Origin of the sequence: Brevibacterium samyangense, assembly GCF_039529845.1 — a bacterium.
GTDB classification, from domain to species: domain Bacteria; phylum Actinomycetota; class Actinomycetes; order Actinomycetales; family Brevibacteriaceae; genus Brevibacterium; species Brevibacterium samyangense.
In genome coordinates this window covers 1-13,480 of the sequence record NZ_BAAANO010000003.1, presented here as the reverse complement: position 1 = coordinate 13,480, position 13,480 = coordinate 1, and the positions used below count along the sequence as shown (strand labels likewise).

Sequence of the window (13,480 nt, the reverse complement as noted above, 5' to 3'; positions counted from 1 at the left end):
GCGTATCCGGGTCATCGGATTGAGTCCGGCGGCTTTCGAATCAGGGGCGCGGGACCACGTCCGAGGCGCCCTCACCGCGCTCTCGGACCTCGCCGCCGCGGGCCGTCCGGTCCCCGACTTCGGCGACCGGGTGCTCGCGGACCAGCTCGTGGTGCTGCTCACCGACTGCCTGCCGGAGTACGGGGCGGACCCAGTCGTGACGGAGCGTGCACTCACGATCGCGACGGACCTACGCCGGGATCTCGCGGAGTACTGACCTCGCCGGGGTGGGCGCCGGGTTCCGACGGCCCGTGCGTGAGGCACGCGGAAATCCGGAAGACACAGCTCCCGGGAGCTGTGTCTTCCGGATTTTCGTGTGCCCGAGAGAGCGAGTGAGGGCGTGTGTGCACGTGATCGGCGACGCCCGGTGCGTGTCAGTCCGTCGGGTCGTCCGCGACGTGTTCGTGCACCGCGTCGAGGTGCCGCTGCATGAGCCGACCGACCGTCGTTTCGTCCCGTGCCTCGATCGCGTCGATGAGCGCGGCGTGCTCGGAGCTGTACCAGGTCACCTGTTCGCGTGGAAGGTCGACGAGTGCGCCTCCGACGCGCGTCTGATCACGCAGTCGTTCGACCATGGCCGTGAGCCGGCTGTTCCCGAGCAGGCCGACGAGGTAGACGTGCATCTCGTGGTCGGCGTCGAGGTACGCCACGGTGTTCGTACGGCCGTCGACCCGATCGGGGGCGAGGCTTCCCTCGCAGAGCTCTCGTGCGCGCGCCGATTCCTCGGCGGTGAGTCCGCGGCGGGCGAGGCGTTGCATCGCCGAGACCTCGAGGATCGAGCGCATCTCGTGGATCTCCCTGCGGTCGTCCTCGGTGTTCTCCCTGACGCGGAACCCGCGGTTCTTCACGACCTCGAGGAGGCCCTGCCCGACGAGGTCCATGAGTGCTTCGCGGACCGGACTGTTGGACACCCCGAGTTCCGTCGCGATCGCATTGGCCGACAACACCCGTCCGGGTTTGAACTCGCCGGCGAGGAGTGCGTGCTTGACGAGGGCGAGTGCCTCCTGGCGCAGTGTCGAGCGCTGGGCGGTGAGGCCGGCGGCGAACGGGGTCACGGTCTCCTCGGGGATCGGCGGAAGGGAGGCAAGGACGCCCCGGAGAATTCTACGGTCAGGCGCCGAGTGTGTCCGTCGTGTGACGAGAAGGTCACGATTCCGTCGGCGGATCGACTGTGATTTGACGCACACACGCTCTTGGTAAAGGGTTATCGATAACCCAATAGTGATGCAGCTTACACGTGGTGCGCACGCGTGGAGGACGTGGTTCTCCGCCGGCGTTCCGGGTGTGTCCGTGCCGCATCCGTCAACCAGGAGACAGAAATGAAGAAGCTGTTCGCCGTGTCCGGCGCCGTTGTACTCGCCGGCCTCACCCTCGCCGGGTGCGAATCCGCCAGTGCCGGAACGGGAGAGGTCGCAGAGGACTGCACCCCCGCCGCGGAGTTCGCCACGATCACCGAGGGCACCCTGACCGTCGCAGCCCCCGAGTTCCCGCCCTACTCCTCCCCGGCGGACGGCGGCTCCGGCCTCGAGTTCGACATGATCTCGGACTTCGCCGCGGCGAACTGCCTCACCGTGACGATCCAGGACGTCACGTACGCGAACACCGTGCCGACCGTCCAGCAGGGACGTGCGGACATCGGCATCGGCGACTACTACCGCACCGAGGCGCGCGCCGCCGAGGTCGAGCTGTCCGATCCGGTGTTCCTCGACGAGATGGCGATCATCTCGAAGGAGGGCCAGGGCACCATCACGGACATCGAGTCCGCGAAGGTCGGCACCGTCGACGGCTACCTGTGGGTCCCGGACATGCAGGACGTCATGGGCGCCGACAATCTCCAGATCTACCCCTCGAACGTCGAGATGAAGAACGACCTCGAGGCCGGCCGCATCGACGTCGGACTCGACAGCTTCGGCGCCGCCTCGCAGGCGTTCGAGGGCACGGACTACACCGTCACCGCGGTCCAGTCGGACGACCGGGTCGCGTCCTCCGTCGAACCGGCACAGGTGGGCTTCCCCATGACGCCCGATGCCGCCGACTTCCACGAGGCGGTGAACGCTCAGATCGCCACCTGGCACGAGGAGGGCTACATCGCCGAGAAGCTCGAGGAATACGGCCTGCCGGCCACCGGTGCCGAGGTCGGGGAACCCCGCCTCATCGCCTGATCCACGGCCCTTCGTACCCGAGGCGCCACGACAGCACGCCTGCCGTGGCGCCTCGGGCGTTGGGCGGCCTTCCGACAGAACCATCCCCTCCCACAAGGAGTACCTTCTCGTGATCGAGAATCCCCAGGACCGCCTGCCCGGCCGCACCCCGGCCGTGGAGGTGCGGAACCTCGCCAAGTCCTTCGGCCGCAACACCGTCCTCGAGGACGTCAACCTCACGGTCCTCGAGGGGACCGTCACCGCGATGATCGGCCCCTCGGGTGCCGGCAAGTCCACCGTGCTGCGGTGTCTCAACTACCTCGAGCGCCCCGACTCCGGCACCATCGAGATCGGCGGACACCGCGTCGACGCGCAGAAGCGTTTCTCGAAGAACGAGCTGTACGCGCTGCGCCGGACCGCGGGCATGGTGTTCCAGCACTTCAACCTGTTCCCGCACATGACGGTGATGAAGAACATCGCTCTGCCGCAACAACGGATCTTCGGCCGCTCGAAGGCGGAGGCCGAGGCGCGTGCCCAGGAACTCCTCGAGCGCATGGGCCTGGGGGACAAGGGGTCGACGTACCCGAACAAGTGCTCCGGCGGTCAGCAGCAGCGCATCGCGATCGCCCGCGCCCTCGCCCTCGACCCGCAGGTGATGCTGTTCGACGAACCCACCTCCGCCCTCGACCCCGAGGTCGGTGTCGAGGTCCTCGAGGTGATGAAGGAGCTCGCCTCCGAGGGCATGACGATGATCGTCGTCACCCACGAGATGGCGTTCGCCCGCGACGTGTCCGACGACCTCGTCGTCATGGCGGACGGCAGGATCATCGAACAGGGCGATCCGCACCGGATCATGGAGGACCCGCAGTCCGAACGGGCGCAGTCGTTCCTCCATGCCGTGCTGCAGAGGTGAGCGCGTGATGGATGCTCTCCTCGCCGTCCTCACCGGTGTGCCGCTCACGCTCGGCGTCACCGTCGTGAGCCTCGCGTTCGGCACCGTGCTTGCACTGCCGTTGTTGGCCCTGTCCCTCTCACCGTTCGCGGCCCTGCGTGCGGTGTCCCGCGTGATCATCGACATCGTCCGGGGTGTGCCGATCATCGTCTGGCTGTTCATCCTCTACTTCGGGATCGAGATCGCCGGTTCGAAACTCTCCTCCTTCGGTGCTGCCGTGCTCGGCCTCGCCGTCATCAGCGCCGCCTACCTCGCCGAGGTGTTCCGCGGCGCGGTCGGCTCCGTCAACTCCGGGCAGTTCGAGGCCTCCCGGGCACTCGGCATGACCGACCCGCACACCTGGGCCTCGGTCATCGCCCCACAGGCCTGGCGGGTGGCGATCCCGGGGTACACGACCTACGGGATCGGACTCCTCAAGGACTCGTCCATCGCCTCGACGATCGGTGTCACGGAGATCGTCTTCCAGGCGAACAACGTCGCCCGCGGCGGAGGGGACGGGATCACCGTGTTCCTCCTCGCCGGGCTCGTGTACGTGATCATCAGTGTGCCCGTCGGCCTGCTCTCCCGGGTCGCGGACCGGAAGCTCAGTGAGGTGGTGGCGAAATGACCGGATTCCTCGAACTCTTCGGACAGTCCCTGCCGTCCCTCCTCGGCGGCCTCAGGGTCTCCGCACTTCTCACCCTCGTGGCGCTCCTCTTCGGACTGCCGATCGCGACGGTGCTCGCATTCGCGGCGCGTGCGAAGGTCGCACCGATCCGGGTGGTGGCGGTCGTCGTCATCGAGATCGGGCGCGGCATCCCGGCGCTCGTCCTCCTGTACTTCATGTACTTCGGCCTGCCCGACGCCGGACTCACCCTGCCGGCGTTCCTCTCGGCGGCGGTCGCCCTCGCCTTCATGGTCGGCGCGTACTGCGCCGAGTACCTCCGCGGTGGTTTCTCCGCCGTGCCGCAGGGCGAGATCGAGGGGGCTCAGGCCCTCGGGATGAGCGATTTCGACACGATGCGGTACGTGATCCTCCCGCAGGGCTGGCGGATCGCACTGCCGGGCCTCATGGGATTCGCGATCCTCACGTTCCAGTCGACCTCGCTCGCGTACAACGTCACCGTCCGCGAGCTCATGTCGATCACGTACTCCGCGGCCTCGCAGAACTTCCAGCACCTCTTCATGTTCCTCATGGCGGGTCTGCTGTACGCGATCGTGAGCATCCCGGCCTCGTGGCTGTCGGTGCTCGTCGAGAAGCGGATGGCGAAGCATCTGTGATGGACTGACCCCATGCGCATCACCATCATCGGCGCCGGCATCGTCGGCCTCTCCACCGCCCTGCACCTGCGAACCCGTGGGGCGGAGGTGAGGGTTCTCGATGCCGGCGCCGTCGGTCGTGGCGCGAGCTGGGGCAACGCCGGTTGGGTCTCACCCGGCCTCGTGGTCCCGCTGGCCGAACCGGGCGCCTGGAAACACGGCATCAGCGCCTTCACCGACAAGAATGCACCCCTGTCCATCCCGCGGATCACCCCGTCCACGGTGGCGTTCCTCGCGAAGTTCGCCTCGCACATGACGCAGAAACGCTTCGACGCGGCGATCGCGGACACCGCGCCGTGGACCCGCCGTGCGCTCGCCGCGTACGACGTCCTCGCCGAGCTCGGCGTGCGGGAGCCGGTCGTCCGCGCGGATTATCACCTCGGTGCGGATTCCGAGGACGTCGTCCGGGCTTTCGAACACGAGGTCGAGGTCACGGGCGCCACCGGCGTCGACATCGGAAGCCGCCGGATCGACCCGGCCGGGCTGCCGTACTTCTCCGAGCGGGTCACGCACGGACTCGTCCTCAGCGGTCAGGCGTTCATGGATCCCGGTGCGTACACCGCGGACCTCGCCCGGGTGGCGCGCGAGGCGGGCGTCGAGATCTACGAGAACGTCCGGATCATCGCCGGTCACGAGGGCTCCCGGAAGGTCGGCCTCGTCGACACAACCGGCGAGGTGTGGTCGACGGATTCCGTCGTCGTCGCCGCCGGTGCCTGGTCGGATGCCGTCCTCGAGGCGGTCTGGGGCCGGAAGTCCCGCACCGGCCAGGGGAGTGGTCGCGGGTACTCCTTCACCGCTCCCGTTGCCGAGGGACACCGGCCGGAAGGGCCCGTCTACCTGCCGGCGCAGCGGGTCGTCCTCACGCCGTACCAGGACGGGGTCCGGGTGGCCGGGACCATGGAGTTCCTGCCGCCGGACGCCCCCATGGTGCCCGACCGCATCGAGGGCATCGTGCGGACGCTCGAGCCGTACGTCGAGGGAGTCGACCTCGCGGGGCGGACCGACGAATGGGTCGGACCGCGTCCGGTGTCGACCGACGGTAGGCCGATACTTCGGCGTGTGGGTCTGCGCGGGTACGTGTGTACCGGCATGGGCATGTGGGGGATCGTCCTCGGTGCCGTGGCCGGTGAGCGGACCGCGGACCTCGTGCTCGGCAACTGAGCGATCTCCCGCGCGAAAGCAACACTGTGCCCCGGATATCAGAGTTCGAACCCTGATATCCGGGGCACAGTACTGCAGTGATCCGTCACGCTGCCGTGACCCGCTGCCGTCGACCGCGCGGCCGCAGCCGGCGGCTTCTCAGCCGAAAGCGCGGCGGAGCGTGCCGAGGCCCGTCGGGCCGAGGCGGAGCGCGCGCATGTGGAAGTCCTTGAGGGAGAACTCCTGACCTGCATCCCGCGCCGCGGCCTCCTGACCGGCACGGATGTTCTCCCACAGGCGCTGCCCGATCGCGTACGAGGGTGCCTGGCCCGGCCATCCGAGGTACCGGTCGAGCTCGAACGCGAGGAAGTTCCGGTCCATGGCGACGTTGTCCGTGAGGAACTGCCACGCCTTGTCCGCGTTCCATGTGCCACCACCGAGCGATGTCGGTGCCTCGAGGCCGAGGTGCACGCCGATGTCGAGGCACACCCGCGCCGCCCGGAGGCGCTGCGAGTCGAGCATGCCCATTCGGTCACCGGGTTCGTCCATGAACCCGAGTTCGGCCATGAGCTTCTCCGCGTAGAGCGCCCACCCCTCCTTGTTCCCGGCGGTCCCCGCGAAGGTCCGACGCCAGGAGTTGAGCTCGGCCCGGAAGAAGGTGGCGAACCCGATCTGCAGGTGGTGCCCCGGCACGCCCTCGTGGTTCACCGTCGTGCGTTCCTGCCACGTCGTGAACTGCTCGACGCCGGCCGGCACCGACCACCACATCCGACCGGGGCGTGAGAAATCACCGGACGGTCCCGTGTAGTAGATCCCACCGGTACCGTTCGGCAGCACCATCGCCTCGATCGTGCGGACCGGCTCCGGGATGTCGAAGTGGGTGCCGTGGAGCGCGGTGATCGCGGAGTCCGCTGTCTCCTGCATCCACGAGCGCAGCCCGGCGAGACCGTGGAGAGTACGTGAGGGGTCCTCGTCGAGGCGTCGCATCGCACCCCATACCGCGTCCTCGTCGGAGAACTCGCCGGGATAGAGCCGGTGCGCGATCTCCCGCTGTTCGGCGTCGATCGCCGCGAGCCGTTCGAGTCCCCAGGCGTAGGTCTCCTCGAGGTCGACCGCATCGCCGAGGAACTTCCGGCTGTGGAGCACGTACTCCTCGCGGCCGACGGCGTCCTCGGTGCGGGCGTGCGGAGCGAGTTCGGACTCGAGGAAGTCCGCGAAGTCCGCACACGCCTGCCTGGCTGCGGCGGCCCCGGACGCGAGCACCGAGGCGAGGGACGTGGACGCAACGGTCCCCTCCGCCTTCGCGACGAACCGGTCGAAGTGACCACCGGTCTCCGCGGCCCGTCGGGCCTGCTGGGCCACCCTCGTCACCTGACGGAGCGCCGGGACGCGGCCCGCGCCTCGGGCGGCGAGGAGGGACTCCCGGTGCCCGGCGAGCGCACCGCCGACACCGTCGAGGCGTGCGGCGTTGTTCTCCCAGTCCTCCGTCGAGGCGGTCGGCACGAGGTCGAAGAGGTCGCGGATCTCCTGGAAGGGGGAGTGGATGACATTGAGCACGCCGAGGTCGTACCCCGCAGCGTGGATCTCCCGTTCGATCCCGAGGTTGTCCCGCATCGCATCGAGCGTGACGAGGTCGACGGCGTCGAGCGTCCCGTCGGCACGCGCGGCGTCCTCCGCGGTGTCGAGATCCGCGAGAGTGCGGGCGAGGAGTTCGTCCCGGGCGTCGATCGCGGCGGGGGAGAAGTCGTCGAGTTCCCGCTCCTTCCCCGGGACACCCATCCGGACGTGGAGGGCGGGGGAGAAGTCGAGCAGCCCGGAGACGAAGGACTCCGCGACGGCATCCACGGCGGACGGCGTGCGCGGTGCCGCGGAGTCCGGTCCCGCCCCGGTCCCGCCGGACGTCTCCGTGCCCGTCACGCCGTCGCGCGCTGCGCCCGTCATGCCTGCGCCCCGCGGACGAGAGCGCGCGTGAGCGTGTTGAGGCCCACCGAGCCGAGTGAGAGTGCGCGCATGTGGAAGTCCTTGAGGGAGAACTCCTTCCCGGCGGCCTTCGCGGCGGCTCGCGCGGTCTCCCGGGACTCCTCCCACAGGCGCTGACCGATCTTGTACGAGGGTGCTTGTCCCGGCCATCCGAGGTACCGGTCGAGTTCGAACGCGAGGAAGCTGCGGTCCATCGCGACGTTGTCCGTGAGGAACTGCCAGGCGTTGTCCGGGTTCCACGTACCACCACCGATCGACTCGGGCGCCGGCAGACCGAGGTGCACGCCGATGTCGAGCGCGACCCGGGAGGCCCGGAGCCGCTGCGAGTCGAGCATGCCCATGTAGTCGCCCGGCTCGTCCATGAGCCCGATCTCCGCCATGAACTTCTCCGAGTAGAGGGCCCAGCCCTCACCGTGACCGGACACCCAGCACATGTTCCGGCGCCACGTGTTGAGCGTGCCCTGGAGGTACGCGGCGACACCGAACTGCAGGTGATGGCCGGGGACACCCTCGTGGTTGACGGTCGTCCTCTCCTGCCACGTCGTGAATTCCTCGACGCCGGCGGGCACGGACCACCACACGCGGCCGGGCCGGGAGAAGTCCGAGGACGGCGGGGTGTAGTAGATGCCGCCGGTGCCGTTGGGCAGGACCATCGCCTCGACGGTCCTCATGACGTCCGGGATGTCGAAGTGTACGCCGTCCACGGCCGCGAGCGCGGTGTCCGCGGTCTCCTGGATCCACGCGCGCAGTCCGTCCAGACCGTGGATCTTCCGGGCCGGGTCCGCGTCGAGCTTCTTCATCGCGCCCCACACGGCCTCCTCGGGCGAGAACTCCCCGGGGTAGAGCTTCTCCGCAGTGGCCCGCTGTTCGGCGTCGATGCGGGCGAGCTCCTCGAGCCCCCACGCGTACGTCTCCTCGAGGTCGACCGCGGCGCCGAGGAAGTACCTGCTGTGGAGGGCGTACTCGTCACGGCCCACCGCGTCCGTGGTGCGGGCGGTCGGTGCCACCTCGGTCCGCAGGAAGGCGGCGATGTCCGCGAAGGCGGCCTTCGCCTCGGCGGCGCGGGAGCGCAGCTCCTCCTGGAGGGACGCCGAGGTGCCGGCCTCCCCGGCACCGGCGACGAACCGGTCGAAGTGGCCACCGTCGGCAGCCGCGAGGTCCGCCTGAGCGGCGACCTTCTCGACCTGCCGGAGTGCCGGCACCCGGCCGAGTTCCCGGGCGGAGACGAGGTCCTCCTTGTACCCCGCGAAGGCCTGTGCGACCTTCCCCAGACGCGCCGCGTTGTGCTCCCAGTCGGTCGCGGTGGCCGTCGGGACGTTGTCGAAGAAGTCCCGGACGTTCGGCACGGGCGAGGCGATGACGTTGAGGACACCCCGGTCGAGTCCGGCGTCGTGCATCTCGTTCTCGATCCCGAGGCGCTCACGCATGACGTCGAGCGTGACCTCGTCGACCTCGTCGAGAGTGCCGGCGGCACGCGCCTGCGCCTCCGCCTCCGCGAGGGCGGCGAGAGTGCGGGTGCGGAGCGCGTGATCGGCCTCCGCGGCGGCGGGGGAGAGGTCGTCGAGTTCGGTCTCCATACCGGGAACACCGAGTTCCACGTGGAGCGAGGGGTGGAGGTCGAGCAGGCCTTGGGCATGGGCCTCCGCCACGGCGTCGACGGCACTGGGTTCGCGGGTGGGAATGGCGCTGGGAGTGCGGGTGGGGACGGTGCCGGGAACGCGGTCGGTCAGGGGAACGGAGGGGGAGTGTCCTGTCATGCGCCTCACTCTAGACGGCGGCACGGACGCACGCGGTGTTACCCTGGGAACGAGCAGTGCGGTGGACGCACTGCTCCTTTTGTGGCTGTTCCCCGAAGCCGATCGGGGCGGTCGTTCCGAGTGGTTCACGGCGATTCCCCCGAGGCCGCTCACGGCTGTTTCCCGGAACAGTTCACGGCTGTTTCCCGGAACAGTTCATGGCTGTTTCCCGGAACAGTTCATGGCTGCGCACCTGCGATTCCCGCGCCTGCGCCCCGACGTCCACGCCGCCGCCAGGCCCCCGGCCCCGTGCCGTCGACACCGGCCCCGTGCGTTCACGCCGGACCCTCGTTCGATCCTTCTGGAGGTTGTGTACTCAGTGCGTCGTTCACCCGGTGATCACGATGGTGGGGACGGTTCCCCGCAGGCGATCTGGACGAAGGACTTCGTCCTCGCCTTCGGTTTCGCGGCGTTCCTCGCATTCATCTTCTACCTGCTCGTCACCGCGATGGCAGGGTTCGCGGTCCACGAGTTCGCGGCCTCGGACACGGTCTCCGGATTCGCCGCGACGGGCTTCGTCGTCGGCGCGCTCGGTGCCCGCATGTTCGTCGGCCCCCTCATGGACGTCGTGGGGCGCTATCGGATGATGCTCATCGGAGCGATCGCCTCGGTCGTCCTCGTCGCGCTCTACGCCTTCGTCCCGAGCGTCACGCTCCTCATCGTCCTGCGTCTTCTCCACGGGCTCGCGTACGGCATCGCACACACGACGATCTCCGCCGCGGTGCAGTCACTCATCCCCGCGAACCGGCGTGCCGAGGGAACCGGGTACTTCATGACCTCGACCGTGCTCGCGACCGCCTTCGGTCCACTCCTGGCCGTCGTCCTCGTCAACGGACCCGGATACGACGCACTCTTCCTCGTCGCCACCGTATTCGCGGTACTCGGGCTCGCCGTCGTCCTCCTCATGCGCCTGCCGAGGGTCGAGCGGAAGCGGTTCTCCTTCGCCGCACTGAATCCGCGGGGCCTGTTCGACAAGGACGGCGTGCGGATGGGACTCGTCATGACGCTCGGCGGGATCGCGTACTCGTCGATCATGGCGTTCCTCGCCGGATACGTGACGGACCTCGGGATGCCGAACGCCGCCTCGGTGTTCTTCCTCGTCTTCGCGCTCGCCACCGTGATCTGCCGTGTCTTCCTCGGGAAGGTGCAGGACGCACGTGGCGACAACGTCGTCATCTATCCCCTGTTCCTCGTGTACGCGGGGTCGCTGCTCATCGTGTCGTTCGCCCACGGCTGGTTCGCGATCGTCCTCGCCGGACTTCTCGCGGGTACCGGCTGGGGCACACTCATGTCCGGGATCCAGGCGATCGCCGTCCGTGCGGCCGGTCCGGCCCGGACCGGGATCGCGACGTCCTCGTTCTTCTTCATGCTCGACCTCGGGTTCGGGCTCGGCCCCATCCTCCTCGGCCTCGTCTCCGATTCCTTCGGGATGGCGGGCATGTACCGGGTCGCGGCCGGGATCGTCGTCCTCGCCGGGGTGCTGTACGTCCTCGTCCACGGTCGCTTCCAGGGTGGCGGCGCGGCGGGTCGAACGCGCGAGGTGCTGTAGCGGCCCCGGCCTGGGCCCGCGGTCCCGGGGCGGGTAGCGGAGCAGGGGCCCCGGTGACCGGGCCCGAGGTGCCGTTCCGGGCCCGAGGCGCGGGGCGCCTCGGCGGACCGGTCACCCCCGCGTCACGCGGGTCTGCTACTAATGGCAGGAGGACGCGACACCGCTCACGGACATCCTGCCCACTCGGACATCCTGCCCGCACGCCCTGCCGACGCCTGCCCCGTTCGATCCCCCGAGACCCGAAAGGTCGGTTCCCCTCCCGTGTCTGCACGACGTCTGTGGTCCAAGGACTTCATCGTCGCCCTCGGTGTCGCCGTCTTCTTCTCCTTCACCTTCTACCTCCTCATCACCTCCATGGCCGGGTACGCGGTCGACCGTTTCCGGGCCGCGGAGACGCTCGCCGGATTCGCCTCGAGCGCCTTCGTCGTCGGAGGTCTCGCCGCTCGCCTCGTCGCCGGTCCGCTGCTCGACATGGGCAGCCGGTACGCGGTCATGCTCGGCAGTGTGGGGCTCGCGGTGCTCGCGACTCTCGCCTACCAGGTCGCGGACGCGATGTGGTTGCTCATCCTCGTGAGGTTCCTCCACGGCGTGTTCTTCGGGATCGGTCACACCGGGCTCATGGCCTCGGTGCAGGACATCATTCCGCCGGCGAGGCGCGCGGAGGGGACGGGCTACTTCTCGACCTCGACGACGCTCGCGGCGGCACTCGGACCGTTCCTCGCGATCACACTCGTGCGTGACGCCGGGTATCCGTGGCTCTTCGCGGCCTCGACCGCGGTGACGCTCATCGGGTTCATCGGGCTGTTGTTCGTCCGGATCCCCGACAACCGTCCCAAGCAGCGGCTCTCCCTCCGGTTGTTCCATCCCCGCCGCGTCCTCGACCGGTCCGGGATCTCGATCGGCACGACGATGCTGCTCGGCGGTGCGGGGTATTCCGCGGTGATGACGTACCTCGCGGACTTCGCGGCGGAGGAGGGGTACGCGAACGCCGGCCCGCTCTTCTTCCTCGCCTTCGCACTCGTCTCGCTCGTCGCACGCCTCACCGTCGGCAGGGTCCAGGACCGCCACGGGGACAACGCCGTCATGTACCCGTTGTACGCGTGCTTCGTGCTCTCGATGCTCTTCATCACGTTCTCGGACGCCGGGTGGATGCTCGTCGTCGCCGGCGGTCTCGCCGGAGCCGGCTGGGGCACGCTCATGTCGAGCGCCCAGGCCATCACGATCAACCTGGCCGGTCCCGCCCGCACCGGCGTCGCGACGAGTTCGCACTTCCTCATGCAGGACATCGGGTTCGGCCTCGGTCCGGTGATCCTCGGGACGGTCCTCGGGAAGTTCGGGTACCAGTCGATGTGGGCCGGTGCGACCTTCGCCGTCGTCCTCTCGATCATCGCGTACACGCTCATCCACGGCCGCGAGGGGCGCGGGCCGTTCCGTTCCGGCGAGGTCGTCCCGACCTGAGGGGGTGGGTGCGCCGGGTGTCCGATCGTCTCGGGGGGCGTCCGGGAGTCACCGAACCGGCCGCAGCGGTTCTGTACCCAGAGGTCGCAGACGTTTTCGCGGTTTCCGTACTATGCGGAGCAGCAGGAAGTCACCGGATCGACGACAGCGATTTCGTACTCAAAGGGCGCGGACGTTCTAGGTGACTGCGAACTTTTCGGGCTGCTGAGCGACCACCGGATTGGCCACCGCCGTTTTGTCCCCAGGCGGCGCGGACGTTTTCGGGGTCTCCGTACTTCTCGGGGAGAAGTGGGCACGGCCGCTGCGCGGCGGATCAGCCCTCGGAGGTCTCGTACCCCAGTAACCACGAGAGGCCGAAACGGTCGCGAACGGTCCCGTCGACCGCGCCCCAGGGACGCACAGCGAGATCCGACACCACGCGGCCACCGCCCGAGGCGAGGGCAGCGAACCAGGTGCGTGTCACCTCGGGAGTCGCTCGTCCCAGGAGAGAGAACATCACTCCGGTGAGTGCGACCGCGTCCTCGTCGAATCCGGCATCCGCGAGGAACAGGTCGACCGGACCGCGCAGCACCCCGTGCGCGACGTCGTCGGGCGGACCGTCGGCACGACCGAACTCCGCGAAGGAACGTGTGGACACCTCGCCGCCGAACACGTCGGCATAGAAACCGAGCGCCTCCGCGGCGGTCCCCGGCAGTAACACGTACGGCACCGGTGCGGTGTTCATGATGGTTCCTCCTCGAAGACGCATCCACTCACGGATCGCGCGGCTCGTTCTGTGTCGTCGATCGTGCGGAAAACCGGGGGAAAGGAGCACGATCGGCGACAGTGAAGAGAGTGGGACCGCCGTGAACGGAGCTGTGAGGGCTGTCCAGTATGTGCTGTTCAGGGCTCGATTCACGTCGGATCACGGCGTTGAGATCGCGATTGAATGCTGGAAACTCGCGAAACGCAGCATCCAATCGCTACTTCGACGCCGTCACCGCGGCGAAACGCGAACTCAGCGAGCCGTCCAGGCGGAGGGGAGCCGGCGGCGGACCGCCCGGGCGGGGGCGGCGAACCGGCGGGGCGCCTCGGCGCCGGTGCCGGCCACACCACCGGACACCGCGCCGCCGGCGCCCGCCGAGGC

General features: G+C 68.9%; 12 protein-coding genes. 8 read left to right on the top strand and 4 right to left on the bottom strand.

The annotated features are described in order from the left end of the window. Window positions 1-256: hypothetical protein (locus tag ABD172_RS01205; RefSeq protein WP_344306207.1), on the top strand; the 256-nt coding region annotated here is incomplete at its 5' end. A 157-nt stretch (window positions 257-413) separates the two neighbouring features. On the opposite strand, the gene ABD172_RS01200 is transcribed toward ABD172_RS01205, so the two are convergent. Then, a complete protein-coding gene (locus ABD172_RS01200) occupies window positions 414-1,094 on the bottom strand; it encodes a GntR family transcriptional regulator (protein WP_344306205.1) in 681 nt (226 codons plus the stop codon). 264 nt (window positions 1,095-1,358) lie between these two features. On the opposite strand from ABD172_RS01200, the gene ABD172_RS01195 reads away from it, so the two are divergent. The 5 genes from ABD172_RS01195 to ABD172_RS01175 all read left to right on the top strand — a co-directional run bounded on the left by ABD172_RS01195 (window position 1,359) and on the right by ABD172_RS01175 (window position 5,592). Next, entirely contained in the window at window positions 1,359-2,201 is an 843-nt protein-coding gene (locus ABD172_RS01195) for a substrate-binding periplasmic protein (RefSeq protein WP_344306203.1), read from the top strand. Window positions 2,202-2,310: 109 nt separating this feature from the next. Beyond that, on the top strand, window positions 2,311-3,093 hold the full coding sequence (locus ABD172_RS01190) for an amino acid ABC transporter ATP-binding protein (RefSeq protein WP_344306201.1): 783 nt from the start codon (window positions 2,311-2,313) through the stop codon (window positions 3,091-3,093). Window positions 3,094-3,100: 7 nt separating this feature from the next. After that, entirely contained in the window at window positions 3,101-3,739 is a 639-nt protein-coding gene (locus ABD172_RS01185) for an amino acid ABC transporter permease (protein WP_344306199.1), read from the top strand. Continuing rightward, window positions 3,736-4,392, top strand: coding sequence for an amino acid ABC transporter permease (locus ABD172_RS01180; protein WP_344306197.1), 657 nt, complete (start codon window positions 3,736-3,738; stop codon window positions 4,390-4,392). The genes ABD172_RS01185 and ABD172_RS01180 overlap by 4 nt, the downstream gene beginning before the upstream one ends. Window positions 4,393-4,404: 12 nt before the next feature. After that, entirely contained in the window at window positions 4,405-5,592 is a 1,188-nt protein-coding gene (locus tag ABD172_RS01175; protein WP_344306195.1) for an NAD(P)/FAD-dependent oxidoreductase, read from the top strand. A 138-nt stretch (window positions 5,593-5,730) separates the two neighbouring features. On the opposite strand, the gene ABD172_RS01170 is transcribed toward ABD172_RS01175, so the two are convergent. Next, window positions 5,731-7,512 (bottom strand): DUF885 domain-containing protein, encoded by a 1,782-nt coding sequence (locus ABD172_RS01170; protein WP_344306193.1) that lies wholly within the window; start codon window positions 7,510-7,512, stop codon window positions 5,731-5,733. Further along, complete coding sequence (locus ABD172_RS01165; protein ID WP_344306191.1) at window positions 7,509-9,308, bottom strand: DUF885 domain-containing protein; 1,800 nt, start codon at window positions 9,306-9,308, stop codon at window positions 7,509-7,511. The genes ABD172_RS01170 and ABD172_RS01165 overlap by 4 nt, the downstream gene beginning before the upstream one ends. A 358-nt stretch (window positions 9,309-9,666) precedes the next feature. On the opposite strand from ABD172_RS01165, the gene ABD172_RS01160 reads away from it, so the two are divergent. Further along, window positions 9,667-10,896 carry an MFS transporter gene (locus tag ABD172_RS01160; protein ID WP_344306188.1) on the top strand — a complete coding sequence of 410 codons (1,230 nt, stop codon included), beginning with the start codon at window positions 9,667-9,669 and terminating at the stop codon, window positions 10,894-10,896. 261 nt (window positions 10,897-11,157) lie between these two features. Continuing rightward, window positions 11,158-12,354 (top strand): MFS transporter, encoded by a 1,197-nt coding sequence (locus ABD172_RS01155; protein WP_344306186.1) that lies wholly within the window; start codon window positions 11,158-11,160, stop codon window positions 12,352-12,354. Window positions 12,355-12,667: 313 nt separating this feature from the next. Here ABD172_RS01155 and ABD172_RS01150 read toward each other — a convergent pair whose 3' ends face one another. Then, the gene (locus ABD172_RS01150) at window positions 12,668-13,078 is read right to left on the bottom strand and encodes a VOC family protein (RefSeq protein WP_344306182.1); all 411 of its coding nucleotides are present in this window, start codon (window positions 13,076-13,078) and stop codon (window positions 12,668-12,670) included. Window positions 13,079-13,480 lie beyond the last annotated feature (402 nt).

Coding starts and splice junctions, on each gene's coding strand:
- ABD172_RS01195 (WP_344306203.1), top strand. CDS start 1,359: ATGAAGAAGCTGTTCGCCGTGTCCGGCGCCGTTGTACTCGCCGGCCTC.
- ABD172_RS01185 (WP_344306199.1), top strand. CDS start 3,101: ATGGATGCTCTCCTCGCCGTCCTCACCGGTGTGCCGCTCACGCTCGGC.
- ABD172_RS01180 (WP_344306197.1), top strand. CDS start 3,736: ATGACCGGATTCCTCGAACTCTTCGGACAGTCCCTGCCGTCCCTCCTC.
- ABD172_RS01175 (WP_344306195.1), top strand. CDS start 4,405: ATGCGCATCACCATCATCGGCGCCGGCATCGTCGGCCTCTCCACCGCC.
- ABD172_RS01170 (WP_344306193.1), bottom strand. CDS start 7,512: ATGACGGGCGCAGCGCGCGACGGCGTGACGGGCACGGAGACGTCCGGC.
- ABD172_RS01165 (WP_344306191.1), bottom strand. CDS start 9,308: ATGACAGGACACTCCCCCTCCGTTCCCCTGACCGACCGCGTTCCCGGC.
- ABD172_RS01150 (WP_344306182.1), bottom strand. CDS start 13,078: ATGAACACCGCACCGGTGCCGTACGTGTTACTGCCGGGGACCGCCGCG.